Raw genomic sequence first — 14768 nt, 5'->3', positions numbered from 1 at the left:
AGATTAGCAATGTCGTTAGCAATCCTATGTGCCCCCCATGACTAGGTAAGCGCCCACCTTCGTGGCAGAATGGCATTATTCCCAACCTGATAAGAAGGATCCCCCATGAAGGGCGACAAAGATGTTATCCGTCTGCTGAACGCTCAGCTGACCAATGAGCTGACCGCGATCAACCAGTACTTCCTGCATGCGCGCATGTACCGTCACTGGGGCTTCGACAAGCTGGGCAAGAAAGAGTACGACGAGTCCATCGGCGAAATGAAGCACGCCGACAAGCTGATTGACCGCATCCTGATGCTGGACGGCCTGCCTAACCTGCAAGCCCTGCACAAGCTGCTGATCGGCGAAAACACCGAGGAAATGCTGGCCGCCGACCTGCAGCTGGAAAAAGGCGCCCACGTGACCATCAAGGAAGGCATTGCCCAATCCGAGAAAGTCGGCGATTACGTATCGCGCGACCTGCTGCTGGAGATCCTGAAGGATACCGAGGAGCATATCGAGTGGCTGGAAACCCAGATCGACCTGATCGGCAAGATCGGTATCCAGAACTACCTGCAATCCCAGATGTCGGAAGGCGAATAATCGACCTGCCGAACCAAAGTCCGGAACTCCTTCGGCGCCTGTTGCGCGCCAAGGACCGGATGGACGCCGCATCCCACGAGGAGTGGCCGGTAAGCCGCCTGGCGGAAGTAAGCTGCGTTTCCGAAGCGCACTTCGCCCGCTCGTTCAAGGAGGCTTTCGGCCTGCCTCCGCACCGCTATCTGCTCACACGCCGCATCGAGAAGGCCGTGACGCTGCTACGCGAAACCGACCTCCCCATCACCGACATCGCCTACAGCACCGGCTGGCGCAGCCTGGGCACCTTCGGCCGCACCTTCCGCGACATCACCGGCAAGAACCCCGGCGATATCCGCGAGCACGAGCGCGCCGCCGAACGCAAGCCCGGCCCGGTACCGGCTTGCGTTTTGAGTGCCGCCCAGCGCCCCCATCTCACAAAATCAGTTTCGGAGAAGCGGCGCGAAGAAGAACTCAATACACTGGAGTCTCACTTAAAGGAGACTTCCCCATGACTCAAGGCATCCAGACCGCAGGCATTTACGTTCGTGACCAGGATGAGGCGCTGGCCTTCTACGTCGACAAGCTCGGCTTCAAGGTCCACACCGATGTGCGCAACGGCGATTACCGCTGGCTCACCATCCAGCATCCCGAGCAGCCATCGTTCCAGCTTGGCCTGTACGTACCGGGCCCACCGGTGCACGATGCCGTCACCGCCCAGGCGCTGAATGCGCTGGTGGCGAAAGGCGCGATGCCGCCGCTGGTACTGGAAGTGAAGGATTGTTTCGCCGCTTACGACAAGCTGCACAACAAGGGCGTGGAATTCACCCAGGAACCGGTGGAACGCTACGGCACGGTGGACGCCGGCTTCCGCGACCCGTCAGGCAATGGCTGGAAGATGATCCAGTCTCGAGGTTAAAGACCCCAGGCGTCGCGCCACTGCGTATAGAACTGCGCATCCGGCGCGACGGCCCCGGCAAAGCTGCACACCGCACCGGCGAAAGCATTCGCACGCTGCAAAGTCAAAGGCAATTCCCAACCGCGCGCACGCCCCAGCAGGAACACCGCGGCGAACGCATCGCCCGCCCCCACCGAATCGACGAACTGCGCCGGCTTGAACTCCTGCTGCTCGACCACGCGCGTACCGTCGGCGCCAAAATACATGGCGCCGCGCTCGCCCAGCGTGACCAGCAAGCCCTGGATGGAAAAGTTATGCATCATGGCGCGCGCTTCCGTTTCGACGGCGGCGCAATCCATGTCGACCGTGTCCGGGCAGGTGTGGCAGTACCACGCGAACAGCGCCTGCAATTCCTGCTCGTTGACCTTGAGGATGTCGGCCTGCTGCAGGGAGCTGAACACCACCGATTCGTCCACGCCATCGCGCAGGTTCAGGTCGAGGAAATGGCTGGCGCCAGTCGCCCCATCCAGCACGGCGGCCAGCGCAGCGCGCGAGGCGTGCTCGCGCTGGGCCAGCGTGCCGAAATAGACTGTGCTGGGGGAGAAGGCACGCATGACATCGACCGCCGCCGCGGCTTCGATATGGTCATAGGCCTGCTCGGCCAGGATATGGAAGCGGTGGCAACCCTCGCCGTCGCGCTCGACCACCACACGGCCGGTCGGCTCGGCGCCATGCTGCAAGCCCTCGGTGCTCAAGCCGAAGCGCACGAATTCCTCGCGCAGCAGCTGGCCCGGCGCATCGTTGCCGACGCGCGTCACCATCAGGGTGGGATTGCCCAGCGCCGACAGGTTGCGCGCCACATTAAAGGGCGCGCCGCCGGCTATCTGTTGGTCGCCAAAGTCATCCAGCAGTGCTTCGCCAAACACGAGGACTCTGTCTGCCATGGCGGCCTCCGGATCAGGCTTGGGGAACGGTGTCTTTGAAAGAGGGGCGCTCGGACAGCTTGTCGAACAGGCGCGCCAGGTTCGGATGCTTGCCGCGCCAGTCGATTTCCGGGAAGCGGAAGCTCAGCCAGCCCAGGCAGCAACCCACCGCCACATCGGCCAGCGAATAATGGTTGCTGGCGCAGAAGGCGTTGTCGCCCAGGCGCTCCGACATCGACGCCAGGCCCAACTCCACCTTTTTCATCTGGCGTGCGATCCATTCCTCGCTCTGCTGTTCCTTGGGACGCTGCAGGCGCTCCAGGCGCACCAGCACGCCCGCATCCAGCACGCCATCGGCCAGTGCTTCCCAGCACTTGATGTCGGCGCGCTCACGGCCATTCGGCGGCAGCAGCTTGCACACCGGCGACACCGCATCCAGGTACTCGACGATGACGCGCGAATCCTGCATCGCGTAGCCATCTTCCATGATCAGGCACGGCACCTTGCCCAGCGGGTTCAGCTTCTGGATGGTGGTTTCCGGCGCCCAGACATTTTCGAGTTCCAGGTGATAGTCGAGCTTTTTTTCCGCCAGCACAACGCGGACCTTGCGGACATACGGGCTGGCGAGTGAACCGATAAGTTTCATAAATGCCGAAAGTAGAGTATTAGACAACAGTATAGCATCGCCCCCCGCATGCATGGCGCAGCGCAGAGCGTGAGAGTCGACTGCGCACCAATGGTAAAATCTTGTTTTTTCCCGCCTCTCCTCCCCGCATTATCATGACAACTCCTTACTCCACCCTGTCGGCCCTGTCCCCGCTGGACGGCCGTTATGCTTCGAAAACCGACAAACTGCGCCCGATCCTGTCCGAATCCGGCTTCATGCACCACCGCGTGAAGGTCGAGATCGCGTGGCTGCAGGCCCTGTCGCTGGCTGGTTTCGCCGAGATCAAGCCGTTCCCGGCTTCCGCCACCGCCCTGCTGGACAAGCTGGCTGCCGAGTTCACCGAAGCCGACGCTGCCCGCATCAAGGAAATCGAAGCCGTCACCAACCACGACGTGAAGGCGGTGGAGTACTGGCTGAAGGAAAAAGTGAAGGATGTGCCGGAGCTGGTGGCCGCCTCCGAGTTCATCCACTTCGCCTGCACCTCGGAAGACATCAACAACACCTCGCACGGCATGATGCTGAAAGCCGCGCGCGACGGCGTGATGCTGCCGGCCCTGAACGGCCTGGTCGCCAAGCTGACCGAAATCGCCCACGCCAACGCCGAGCTGCCAATGCTGAGCCGCACCCACGGCCAGACCGCCAGCCCGACCACCCTGGGCAAGGAATTCGCCAACGTGATCGCCCGCCTGCAGCGCGCCATCGACCGTATCGCCAAGGTGGAAATCCTGGGCAAGATGAATGGCGCCGTGGGCAACTACAACGCCCACCTGTCGGCCTACCCATCGTTCGACTGGCCTGCTTTCTCCAAGAACGTGATCGAGCAGCGCCTGGGCCTGGTGTTCAACCCGTACACCATCCAGATCGAACCGCACGACTACATGGCTGAGCTGTTCGACGCGTTCGCGCGCGCCAACACCATCCTGCTGGACCTGAACCGCGATATCTGGACTTACGTCTCGCTGGGCTACTTCAAGCAGAAGCTGAAGGCTGGCGAGATCGGTTCCTCCACCATGCCGCACAAGGTCAACCCGATCGACTTCGAAAACTCGGAAGGCAACCTGGGCCTGGCCAATGCCGTGCTGAAGCACCTGTCCGAGAAGCTGCCGGTATCGCGTATGCAGCGCGACCTGACCGACTCCACCGTGCTGCGCAACATCGGCGTGGGCTTCGGCTACACCCTGCTGGCGTACGATTCGTGCCTGCGCGGCCTGAACAAGCTGGAAGTCAATCCACAGCGCCTGGCGGCTGACCTGGACGCGTCGTGGGAAGTGCTGGCGGAGCCGGTGCAGACTGTGATGCGCCGTTATGGCATCGAAAATCCGTATGAGCAGCTGAAAGAGCTGACGCGCGGTAAGGGTATTACCAAGGAAGCGCTGCAGGTGTTCATCACCGGCCTGGCGATTCCGCAGGAAGCCAAGGATCTGCTGCTGGCGATGACGCCGGCGAATTACACTGGTATTGCTGCGGCGCTGGCCAAAGCCATTTAAACCGGTAAACCAGGGTCTGACCCAAGGGTCAGACCCTGATACGCGGCTGTCGCAGGCCTTGGGTCTGACCCTGCCCTACCGGTTTTAAGCAAGCCGTAAGCAACAAATTTTGACCTCTGGTATATTTAGTCCTAACACGTACTAATTACCAAAGGCCGCAATGGACCGCTATACCAAACCCGCCATCCTGCTGCACTGGCTGATCGCCCTGCTGATCATTGCCGCCTTCGTGCTCGGGCTGGTGATGACCGACATCCCCGGCCTCACCCCCACCAAGCTCAAATACTATTCCTGGCACAAATGGCTAGGCGTCACCGTGCTCGCCCTGGCCGCAGCCCGCCTGCTATGGCGCCTTAAAGAGCAGCCGCCCGCCCTCCCCATCAGCATGACCGCCAGCCAGAAGAAGGCCGCCGAAGCCGGTCACTGGTTCCTGTACTTCCTGATGTTCGCCGTGCCGATTTCCGGCTACCTGTACACCACCGCCGCCGGCGTGCCCGTGGTCTACCTGGGCCTGTTCCAGATCCCAGCCCTGTTCGAAGCCAGCCCAGCGCTCAAGGAAGTGCTGAAACCTGTACATTACTGGCTGAACATGCTGCTGGCAGCCGTGGTTGCCGGCCACGTGCTGGCAGCCCTGAAACACCAATTCATCGACAAAGACGGCCTGCTCAAGCGCATGCTGCCCTAACCTGGAGCCACACCCATGAAGAAAAGCGTATTACTGGCCGCCCTGCTGGCCGTGGCAGCCGCCGCCAGCGCCGCCGTACTGAAAGCCGATCCTGCCAAGAGCAGCGTCTCGGCCGTGTTCAAGCAAATGAACGTGCCGATCGAATCCAAATTCAAGAAGCACAATATTGTCATCGACTACAACGCCGCCGCGCCCGACACCTCCAAGGCCACGGTCGAAATCGAGACCGCCAGCCTGGACCTGGGTGACGCCGACATGAACAAGGAAGTGGCCAAGAAAGAGTGGTTCAACTCCGCCCAGTTCCCGAAAGCCACCTTCACCTCCAGCGCGATCAAGAGCGCCGGTGCGGGCAAGCTGAATGTGACCGGCAAGCTGACCATCAAGGGCAAGGCCACCGACGTCACCTTCCCGCTCACCGTGAAGACCGAAGGCGGCAAACAAATATTTGAAGGCGCCCTGCCGATCAAACGCCTGGCCTACAACGTAGGCGAAGGCGAATGGAAAGACACCAGCATGGTCGCCGATGAAGTGACCATCAAGTTCCACGTAGTAGCTCAATAACCCCTGGATGGAGACCCAATGAAACTGAAGTTCATCACCGCCGCACTGCTGGCCGTTACCGCAATCGGCGCCAACGCCGGCACCTACAACATCGACCCGACCCACACCTACCCAAGCTTCGAAGCCGACCACAAAGGCCTGTCGCTGTGGCGCGGCAAGTTCGACAAGACCAGCGGCGTGATCCAGATGGACCGTGCAGCCAAGACCGGCAGCATGGACATCACCATCGACGCCGGCTCGATCAACTTCGGCCTGGAAAAGATGAACAACCACGCCAAGTCGCCGGACATGTTCAATGTCGAGAAGTTCCCGACCGTGACCTACAAGGGCACCAGCTTCAAGTTCGAAGGCGAACAGCTGGTGGCGGTGGAAGGCGAGCTGACCATGCTGGGCGTGACCAAGCCGGTCACCCTGAAGGTCAACAAGTTCAAGTGCGTGATCGACAAGCGCATGAACCGCGAAGTGTGCGGCGCCGACGCCTCGGCCGAGTTCAAGCGCACCGACTTCGGCCTGAACTACGCCATCCCCGCCTTCGCTCCCGAAGTGAAGCTGGCGATCCAGGTCGAAGCCATCGCCGCCCAGTAACAGTCCAGTCCGTGTCCCCCTTCGCCCCTAGGGGCACCCCACGGTGGGACACGAGCGCGGCTGTTACGGGAGTTCCTTCTCGTAGGCCGCGCGCACCGCATCCTTGGCATGCTCCCATGCCATGCGCGACTTACCCTTCACTGATTCCCAATCCCGTTCCAGCTGGTCCTTCAGCTCATCCCACGTGCCGCGGTAGCGCTGGCGCGCGGTGTAGCCGAGCATATAGGCCGGCTCGTAATCGTCGTAATCGAAATTGGGGTTGAAGTAGGCCTCGTTGCGGTAGTGGTCTTGCCAGTAGACGCGTTCTTCGCTCGGGTTGAGCAGGGTGCCGATGCCCTGGCCCGCCATGCCGCCGGCCAGCGCGCCAATCGCGCCACCAGCAGCCATGCCAACCGGACCGCCCACCGCGCCCGCCGCCATGCCAGCCGCCGCGCCGCCGCCCGCCCCGACACCGGTAGCGAGGTTATGGTCGTCCTCATCATCCTCCGCTTTCGGGTTGATGATTTCCGCCGTGCCCTTGCCGACATAGGCCCCGGCCACGCCGCCGATCACAGCACCAGCCGCCATGCCGACCGGACCACCCACGGTGCCGGCAGCCGCACCGGCCAGCGCACCGCCGGCCGTGCCGACGCCCACGCCGATCACGTGCTCGCCTTCGTTCTCCTTCCAGCCGCGTTCGATCTCGGCGGCATCGGCATCGTCGCGCGCATGCACGCCCATCAGGATGCCGCCGCCGCGGATGCCTTCTTCATAGGGCTTGATGCGCTCCTCGGGCATGCCGGCGCCGATCAGGGCGCCCACCAGGCCGCCAGTCACGCCGCCCGCGCCGGCACCGGCCAGCGCGGCCGCCAGCGGGCCTGCAACCACGATGCCCAGGCCCGGCAGCACCAGGGTGGTGCCCATTGCGGCCACCGCCGCCAGCGCTGCGCCAATCGCACCGCCGACACCGGCGCCAATGCCGGCGCCCTCCCCGGCTTTCGAGCCCAGTTCGGTTTCCGCACCGCCGCTGAAGTAGCGCTTGCGGGTGTCGTCGCTCATGACGACGTTAATATCGTCCTTGTCATAGCCACGCGAGGTGGCGTGCTGCCAGGCGCGTTCAGCGCTGCCGCGGTTGCGGAACAGGCCAGTCACCATGCGGGATTGCTTGTCTGCAGTGTTCATGCGAATTCCCCTTTCTAGCTTGAGTCCCGGACACAATAGGCCGCCCGGCCCGCCATATCTGTACGTTGGCGCACGGAGTATCGGCGCGCGCGTGGCCTACACTGAAATCACTAACAAAAGGGGGGAGTGGATATGAACTTTATTATCTGGATTGTGATTGGCGGCGTTCTGGGCTGGCTGGCCAGCCTGGTGATGAAAACGGACGCGCAGCAAGGCGTGTTCCTTAACGTGGTGGTGGGCATTGTTGGCGCACTGCTGGGAGGCTGGCTGCTGTCGCCACTATTTGGCGCAGGCACCATCAATACCGACGATTTCAGCGCGCTGTCGCTAGGGGTCTCGTTCCTCGGCGCGGTGGTCCTGCTGGCAATTGTCAACCTGGTCTTCCGCGGCCGCGTCAGGTAGTGCGCAAAAATTAGCGCCCAAAAAGGTTCCTCACAGGCCAACGCTGCGGCGTTGGCTTTTTTTCGCCTGCCGGGGAACCTGGGCCACCGAGCTCTACCTCCATTTGCGCTGACTACAACACATGCTGCACCGCAGCAATCCCACTTCTCCCTCTCGTTGGCAAATATTCTTCAGTTTTAAGCCATATTTTTAGAGTTGACGCCAGCGGCTGGCATGCCGATACTCTAGGGCGCCTGCCGGCCCAGCCCGGCGGGCCGCCAAATTAACCCCTTTCAAGACACATGAAAAAATCACTCCTCGCGCTCGCCGTCCTGAGCACCACCTCCGCCGCCTTCGCAGACGAAGGCATGTGGATGCCGCAACAGCTGCCACAAGTAGCCAAGCAACTGAAAGCCGCCGGCCTGAAGCTGGATCCTGCCTCCCTGACCAAGCTGACCGAGTTCCCGATGAACGCCATCGTCAGCCTGGGTGGCTGCTCCGCGTCCTTCGTATCGCCGAACGGCCTGGTAGTGACCAACCACCACTGCGTGTACAACAGCATCGCCGTCAACTCCACCAAGGAGCGCGACCTGCTGGCCAACGGCTTCGTGGCCCACAACTACGGCGAAGAGCTGCCAGCTGCCCCAGGCAGCCGCGTGTACGTGACCAAGGAAGTGGTCAACGTCACCGACCAGATCATCACCCCGGAAGTGGCCAAGCTGCAGGGCAAGGCGCGCGTGGACGCGATTGAGAAGAACCAGAAAGCCCTGGTAGCCGAGTGCGAAAAAGACGAAGGCCACCGCTGCACCGTGTCGTCGTTCTACGGCGGCCTGGAGTTCTACAAGATCAAGCAGCTGGAAATCCGCGACGTGCGCCTGGTGCACGCACCGGCTGACGGCGTCGGCAAATTCGGCGGCGACACCGACAACTGGATGTGGCCACGCCACACCGGCGACTACGGCTTCTACCGCGCCTACGTGAGCAAGGACGGCAAGGCTGCCGACTACTCCAAGGACAACGTGCCTTACGAATCCAAGTCCTTCCTGAAGCTGGCCAAAGAAGGCGTGAAAGAAGGCGACTTCGTGATGGTTCTGGGCTACCCAGGCCGCACCAACCGCCACCGCCTGCCATCGGAAGTATCGAACACCTTCGGTTTCGAATACCCAGCCTTCATCCAGAACTCGAACGAGACCCTGGCCATCATCGACCGCGAAACCAAAGGCGACCGCGATGCGGCCCTGAAGGTAGCCGGCCAGGTAGCCAACATCAACAACTACTACAAGAACCGCAAGGGCATGCTGAACAGCTACGAAGGTAGCGATGTGCTGGAACGCAAGTCCAAAGAACACGACGCGCTGAAAGCATGGGTCAACAGCGATGCCAAGCGCAAGGCGGCCTTCGGCGCCGACCTGGAAGCCGTGGAAAAGCTGATCGCCCAGCGCGATGCGGAAAACAAGCGCGACTTCTTCCTGGACCGCTCCTCGCCAACCCTGTTGAACGCCGCGCGCATGATGTACCGCCTGGCCAACGAGAACCTGAAGCCGAACGCCGACCGCAAAGCTGGCTACCAGGAACGCGACGCCAAGCGCATCAAGCAATCGATCGACGGCGTGAACAAGACCTACGTCGCCAAGGTGAACAAGGCCATCGTGCTGAACAACCTGAAGCACTACGCCGCGCAGCCAGCTGCCGAGCACAATGCCGTGTTTGATTCGGTCATGGGTATCAAGGCCGGCATGAGCGAAGCCGAACTGTCCGCAGCACTGGACAAGCTGTATGCCGGTTCCCAGCTGGAAGACGCCAAGTTCCGCGCCGAGTGGCTGGGCAAGTCGGTGGCTGACTTCAAGGCCAGCGACGACTCGTTCATCAAGGCCGCAGTCGCCCTGTACGACGACAACATGAAGCGCGAAGCCGAAGCCGAAGAACTGGGTGGCAAGATCCAGCAAGCCTACTCGAGCTACATGAAAGCCAAGATCGCCTTCATGAACTCCAAAGGCCAGGCTGTGTACCCAGACGCCAACAGCACCCTGCGCGTCACCTTCGGCAAGATCGCCGGCCGCGCGGAAGGCGCCGACGGCACCACCGGCTGGAGCGCATTCACCACCCTGGCAGGCGTGAAAGCCAAAGCCACCGGCGAAGGCGAGTTCAAGGCGCCGCAAGCGCAGCTGGACGCGATCAACAAGAAGCAGTACGGCAAATATGCTGATCCGAAGCTGAAGTCGGTACCGGTGAACTTCCTGGCGACCCTGGACATCACCGGCGGCAACTCCGGTTCCGCCGCGCTGAACTCCAAGGCTGAACTGGTGGGCCTGGCCTTCGACGGCACCCTGGACTCCATCATTTCCGACTGGGACTTCAACAAAGCCAAGACCCGCGACATCCAGGTCGACCTGCGCTACATGCTGTGGAACATGAAGTACATCGACAAAGCCGACAACCTGCTGAAGGAAATGGGCGCCGAGTAATCTCTACTGCCCAGCCCGTGTCCCACCATGGGGTCACACCCTGAGTGGGACACGAGCACATGCATTACACGGTTGAGCCCGTGTCCCGTTTGGGGTGTGACCCCATGGTGGGACACGGGCTCAAGTGTTTGTGAGCTTCAGGCCGGCGATGCTGGCGATGATGAGGCTGATCAGCAGCAAACGTAGTGGCGTGGCGCTTTCGCCATAGGCTACGATTCCTACCAGGGCGGCGCCCGCCGCTCCGATTCCAGTGAAGACCGCAAATGCTGTGCCGACTGGCAGCTGGCGCAAAGCCATCGTCAGCAGCACGATCGCGCCGTTCGCGAACGCGAGGCCGGCGAGGCTTGGCCATAGCCGCGTCCAGCCGTCGGCGTGCTTGAGGGCGACGGCCATCGCGATATCGACCAGCGCGGCCGCCAGCAGCAGCAACCAGGCGGCGTTCATGGTTTGGCTGCCGCCAGACCGCGCTGTACGGCCGGGCGGGCTTCAATGCGCGCCACCCAATCCGCCACCGCCGGGTAATCGCCCAGCGTGATGCCCAGCTCGTGGTGCGAGCGAATCCAGGGGAAGCTGGCAATATCGGCAATTGTGTACTCGTCACCGGCAAGATAAGGCTTGTCGCGCAGGCGCTCTTCGAACACGCCGAACAAGCGCATGGTTTCGCGGCCATAACGCTCCAGCGCCTGCTCGTTGCGTGGGCTGCCGTTCGCCACGCCATGACGGAAGAACCACAGCTGCCCCAGCATCGGGCCAATGCTACCCACCTGCAGGAACAGCCATTGCAGCACGACGCTGCGCGCTTCGCCGGATGCCGGCAGCAGCTTGCCCGCCTTGTCGGCCAGGTGGATCAGGATCGCGCCGGATTCGAAAATCGGCGTGGCGCCGTCCAGCAGCAGCGGGATCTTGTGGTTGGGGCTCATCTCGCTGAACGGCGACTGGTGCTGCTCGCCGGACGACAGGTTCACGTGGTGCACCTTGTGCGGCAGGCCCAGTTCTTCCAGGGCGATGTTGATCTTTTGCCCGTTCGGCGTGTTGGCGGTGTACAGGGTCAGCATGGCGTGGCTCCTTAAAGGTGAGTTGATGCCAGCCAGTGTATGCCCCGCAAAAACGCATTAAAATTCCCAAAAACAGCGGAATGGTTACGCAAATATGCAGAAGCTCGATTGGGAAGACTTGCGCTACTTCGCCGCCGTGGCGCGCGGCGGCTCCATCTCGGCGGCGGCGCGCGAGCTGGGCGTGAACCACTCGACGGTGCTGCGCCGGCTCGATAGCCTGGAGCAGTCGCTCGGCGTACGCCTGTTCGAACGCCTGCAGTCGGGCTATGTGATGACCGGTGCCGGCGAAACCCTGCGCGGCCGCCTCGGTCCCATCGAGGAGGAAATCGGCAGCGCCCAGCGCGAGGTGGGTGGGCTGGATGAGGAGCTGCGCGGCACCATCCGCCTGACCACCACCGACACGCTCGCGCACGGCCTGCTGATGCCCTACCTGCACCGCTTCCAGGAGGCGCATCCGGCCGTGCAGCTGCAGCTGGTGGTCAACAACAGCTTCCTCAACCTCACCCAGCGCGAGGCTGACATGGCGCTGCGCCCATCGAACGCGCCGCCGGCCAACCTGGTCGGCCGCAAGGTGGGGGCGGTGGCGACCGCGCTGTACGCCTCGCACGCCTACCTGCGTCGCGCAGAGCGGGCCGGCATTGCGCGCGACGATTGGGCGGCCCACCGCTGGGTGGCGCCGGACGACAGCCTGTCGCACCTGGCGGCCGCCCAGTGGCTGGCCGAGCATGTGCCGCCAACGCAATTCGCGGTGCGCGCCGACAGCCTGCTGACCATGGTGGATGCGGCGCGCCACGGCATGGGCGTGGCGCCCCTGCTTTGCATGCTGGCAGGGCGCGAGCGCACGCTGGAGCAACTGGCGCCGCCCGACCCGCGCTTCCACACCCAGCTCTGGGTGCTGAGCCACCGCGACCTGCGCAACGTGGCCCGCATCAAGGCCCTGAGCCAGTTCCTGTACGACGCGCTCCGGGAGGACGAGCATATCTTGCCCGCTTGATGTACATTGTCCTTTTTACACGACGGAGCCCCCCATGACCAAGAAAATCGCCCTCATCGTCGGCAGCCTGCGCAAGGACTCGCTGAACCGTAAATTCGCCAACACGCTGGTGGAAGTGGCGCCGGCCGAACTGCAATTCGAATTCGTCGACATCGGCGACCTGCCGCTGTACAACCAGGACCTGGACGACGCCCACACCCCGCCCGCCGCCTGGACCGCCTTCCGCGACAAGCTGCGCGACGTGGACGGCGTGGTATTCGCCACACCGGAATACAACCGCGCCATGCCGGGCAGCCTGAAAAACGCGATCGACGTCGGCTCGCGCCCTTGGGGCAAGAGCATCTGGAACGCCAAGCCGGTCGGCGTGATCTCGGCCTCCGTCGGCGCCGTGGGCGGCTTCGCAGCGAACATGAACGTGCGCCAATCGATGGTGACGCTGAACGCTCCGGTCATGCCAGGCCCGGAGGTCTACATCGGCAACGGCACCGCGCTGATTGGCGAGGACGGCAAGGTCAATAACGACAAGACCAAGGAAGTGCTGGCCGGCTGGGCGGTTGCTTTCGCCAAATGGGTGGAGGCCAATGGCCACAAGGGCTAATTCGGCCTAAGTGGTAAAATCCTGACCTCCCCCACATGCAGAAACCTGAGATCCAGACCATGCAAGAAATGCTCACGCCTTACGAAAAAGGCAATAAAAACCAGACCACCCTCTGGACCGAGTGCATCGCCTTCTACGAAGAACTGGCACGCCGCTTCCCGAATATCCTGAAATTTGAACAGGCAGCCGTATCGGACGGCGGCATCCCCCTGCATGTGGGCGTGGTCAGCGCCGACGGCGTATTCGACCGCGAACAGATCAAGCGCGAAGGCCGTACGGTCTTCTTCAACAACAACGGCATCCACCCTGGCGAGCCGGAAGGCATCGACTCCTGCATGGCCATGGTGCGCGACTTCTGCTTCAAGCCGGAGCTGCTGGCGACCCTGGGCAAGACCGTGCTTCTGTTCGTCCCGGTCTACAACGTGGACGGCTGCCTGAACCGCCAGAACACCTCGCGCGCCAACCAGGACGGCCCGGAGATGTTCGGCTTCCGCGGTAACAGCCGCCACCTGGACCTGAACCGCGACTTCATCAAATGCGACACGCTGAACGCGAAGTTCTTCAACCAGCTGATCACCGCCTGGGACCCGGACGTGATGGTGGATACCCACACCTCCAACGGCGCCGACTACAGCTACACCATGACCCTGATCCACACCCAGTGCGACAAGCTGGGTGGTGAGCTGGGCGCCTTCCTGCGCGACACCATGCTGCCGCAGATTTACGAAGACATGGCAGGCGCCGGCTGGCCAACCTGCCCTTACGTGAACCCGGTGGCGGAAACGCCGGACGACGGCATCGCCGACTTCCTGGAAACCGCACGCTTCTCGACCGGCTTCACGGCGCTGCACAACATCATCGGCTTCATGCCGGAGACGCACATGCTGAAGCCGTACGCCGACCGCTACGACTCCATGCGCGCCCTGGTCGACACCGTGCGCAACTTCACCGTCAAGCACGGCGAGCAAATCAAGGCACTGCGTGCCGCCGCCAAGGCCACCCAGCGCAAGCAAAAGGAATGGGCCGTCACCTGGCGCATGGATGAAGAGAATCCAGGCACCTTCCACTTCAAGGGCTACGAAGCGCAACGCACGCCTTCGAAGCTGGGCGACTATATCCGCCTGTCCTACGACCGCAGCAAGCCATGGGCGCGCGATATCAAGTGGTTCAACCGCTTCCCTGCCGACACCGTGATCAAGGCGCCAAAAGCCTATGTGATCCCGCAGGCATGGCGCGAAGTGATCGAGCGCCTGCAATGGAACGGCGTGCAGATGACCCGCATCGAAGCGCCGACCACCGTGCAGGCGCAGTACTACCACATCGCCAACGTGGTCTCGCGTCCCAACGCCTACGAAGGCCATATGTTCCATAACGAAGTGAGCGTCGAAAAGCGCGAAGGCTCGTTCGAACTGGCCGCCGGCGACTGGTACGTTTCGCTGGACCAGGACAACGCGCGCTACGCCGTCGAGACCCTGGAACCGCAGGCGCACGACTCCTTCTTCCGCTGGGGCTTCTTCAACTCCGTCCTGGAGCGCAAGGAAGACATCTCCGACTACGTGTTCGAAGACCTGGCGGCCGACATCCTGGCCACCGAGCCTGAGACCAAGGCCAAGTTTGAAAGCTGGAAAGCCGCCAACCCGGCGCTGGTGAAGGACAAGGACGCGGTGCTGTACTTCATCTTCCACAACTGCCAGCGACAGCGCGAGCCGGAATGGCGCCGCTACCCTGTCCTGTCGATTGTGTAAGACGGGGC

Annotated in this window: 17 protein-coding genes; 12 read left to right on the top strand and 5 right to left on the bottom strand. The window is 62.5% G+C overall.

Annotated elements, in window-relative coordinates:
* Window positions 1-105 precede the first annotated feature (105 nt).
* Genes bfr through AAHE99_RS15925 form a run of 3 tightly spaced genes read left to right on the top strand, consistent with a single transcriptional unit; the run spans window position 106 to window position 1474 of the window.
* The gene (gene bfr / locus AAHE99_RS15935) at window positions 106-582 is read left to right on the top strand and encodes a bacterioferritin (protein ID WP_342118337.1); all 477 of its coding nucleotides are present in this window, start codon (window positions 106-108) and stop codon (window positions 580-582) included.
* Entirely contained in the window at window positions 579-1070 is a 492-nt protein-coding gene (locus AAHE99_RS15930; protein WP_342118381.1) for a helix-turn-helix transcriptional regulator, read from the top strand. Before bfr ends, AAHE99_RS15930 begins: the two co-directional genes overlap by 4 nt.
* On the top strand, window positions 1067-1474 hold the full coding sequence (locus tag AAHE99_RS15925) for a VOC family protein (RefSeq protein ID WP_342118336.1): 408 nt from the start codon (window positions 1067-1069) through the stop codon (window positions 1472-1474). The genes AAHE99_RS15930 and AAHE99_RS15925 overlap by 4 nt, the downstream gene beginning before the upstream one ends.
* Here AAHE99_RS15925 and AAHE99_RS15920 read toward each other — a convergent pair.
* On the bottom strand, window positions 1471-2397 hold the full coding sequence (locus tag AAHE99_RS15920) for a PfkB family carbohydrate kinase (protein ID WP_342118335.1): 927 nt from the start codon (window positions 2395-2397) through the stop codon (window positions 1471-1473). The two genes, AAHE99_RS15925 and AAHE99_RS15920, sit on opposite strands and share 4 nt — an antisense overlap.
* Window positions 2398-2410: 13 nt before the next feature.
* Window positions 2411-3022: a glutathione S-transferase family protein gene (locus tag AAHE99_RS15915; RefSeq protein ID WP_342118334.1), complete on the bottom strand. Its 612-nt coding sequence runs from the start codon at window positions 3020-3022 to the stop codon at window positions 2411-2413.
* A 134-nt stretch (window positions 3023-3156) separates the two neighbouring features.
* Here AAHE99_RS15915 and purB point away from each other — a divergent pair, with 134 nt between their 5' ends.
* From purB to AAHE99_RS15895, 4 genes are all read left to right on the top strand, one after another.
* Window positions 3157-4530, top strand: coding sequence for an adenylosuccinate lyase (purB, locus tag AAHE99_RS15910; protein ID WP_342118333.1), 1374 nt, complete (start codon window positions 3157-3159; stop codon window positions 4528-4530).
* A 160-nt stretch (window positions 4531-4690) separates the two neighbouring features.
* Complete coding sequence (locus AAHE99_RS15905; RefSeq protein WP_342118332.1) at window positions 4691-5215, top strand: cytochrome b; 525 nt, start codon at window positions 4691-4693, stop codon at window positions 5213-5215.
* Between the two features lie 15 nt (window positions 5216-5230).
* Window positions 5231-5776 carry a YceI family protein gene (locus AAHE99_RS15900; RefSeq protein ID WP_342118331.1) on the top strand — a complete coding sequence of 182 codons (546 nt, stop codon included), beginning with the start codon at window positions 5231-5233 and terminating at the stop codon, window positions 5774-5776.
* Window positions 5777-5794: 18 nt separating this feature from the next.
* On the top strand, window positions 5795-6361 hold the full coding sequence (locus tag AAHE99_RS15895) for a YceI family protein (protein WP_342118330.1): 567 nt from the start codon (window positions 5795-5797) through the stop codon (window positions 6359-6361).
* A gap of 63 nt (window positions 6362-6424) precedes the next feature.
* On the opposite strand, the gene AAHE99_RS15890 is transcribed toward AAHE99_RS15895, so the two are convergent.
* Entirely contained in the window at window positions 6425-7522 is a 1098-nt protein-coding gene (locus AAHE99_RS15890) for a hypothetical protein (RefSeq protein ID WP_342118329.1), read from the bottom strand.
* Between the two features lie 132 nt (window positions 7523-7654).
* On the opposite strand from AAHE99_RS15890, the gene AAHE99_RS15885 reads away from it, so the two are divergent.
* Both AAHE99_RS15885 and AAHE99_RS15880 read left to right on the top strand, forming a co-directional pair.
* Complete coding sequence (locus AAHE99_RS15885; RefSeq protein ID WP_342118328.1) at window positions 7655-7924, top strand: GlsB/YeaQ/YmgE family stress response membrane protein; 270 nt, start codon at window positions 7655-7657, stop codon at window positions 7922-7924.
* Between the two features lie 281 nt (window positions 7925-8205).
* Entirely contained in the window at window positions 8206-10368 is a 2163-nt protein-coding gene (locus AAHE99_RS15880; RefSeq protein WP_342118327.1) for a S46 family peptidase, read from the top strand.
* A 120-nt stretch (window positions 10369-10488) separates the two neighbouring features.
* Here the strand turns inward: AAHE99_RS15880 and AAHE99_RS15875 are convergent, their stop codons facing one another.
* Both AAHE99_RS15875 and AAHE99_RS15870 read right to left on the bottom strand, forming a co-directional pair.
* A complete protein-coding gene (locus AAHE99_RS15875; protein WP_342118326.1) occupies window positions 10489-10812 on the bottom strand; it encodes a DMT family transporter in 324 nt (107 codons plus the stop codon).
* Window positions 10809-11423 (bottom strand): glutathione S-transferase family protein, encoded by a 615-nt coding sequence (locus AAHE99_RS15870; protein ID WP_342118325.1) that lies wholly within the window; start codon window positions 11421-11423, stop codon window positions 10809-10811. Before AAHE99_RS15870 ends, AAHE99_RS15875 begins: the two co-directional genes overlap by 4 nt.
* 94 nt (window positions 11424-11517) lie before the next feature.
* On the opposite strand from AAHE99_RS15870, the gene AAHE99_RS15865 reads away from it, so the two are divergent.
* The 3 genes from AAHE99_RS15865 to AAHE99_RS15855 all read left to right on the top strand — a co-directional run bounded on the left by AAHE99_RS15865 (window position 11518) and on the right by AAHE99_RS15855 (window position 14760).
* Window positions 11518-12417 (top strand): LysR family transcriptional regulator, encoded by a 900-nt coding sequence (locus AAHE99_RS15865; RefSeq protein WP_342118324.1) that lies wholly within the window; start codon window positions 11518-11520, stop codon window positions 12415-12417.
* A 34-nt stretch (window positions 12418-12451) separates the two neighbouring features.
* The gene (locus tag AAHE99_RS15860) at window positions 12452-13015 is read left to right on the top strand and encodes an NADPH-dependent FMN reductase (RefSeq protein WP_342118323.1); all 564 of its coding nucleotides are present in this window, start codon (window positions 12452-12454) and stop codon (window positions 13013-13015) included.
* A gap of 68 nt (window positions 13016-13083) precedes the next feature.
* Entirely contained in the window at window positions 13084-14760 is a 1677-nt protein-coding gene (locus AAHE99_RS15855; RefSeq protein ID WP_342118380.1) for a M14 family zinc carboxypeptidase, read from the top strand.
* Window positions 14761-14768 lie beyond the last annotated feature (8 nt).

This window comes from Pseudoduganella sp. OTU4001 (assembly GCF_038440195.1).
Taxonomy (GTDB): Bacteria; Pseudomonadota; Gammaproteobacteria; order Burkholderiales; family Burkholderiaceae_D; genus Rugamonas.
Note: the sequence above shows the minus strand (reverse complement) of the source record. Positions and strands in the feature narration are given on the sequence as shown.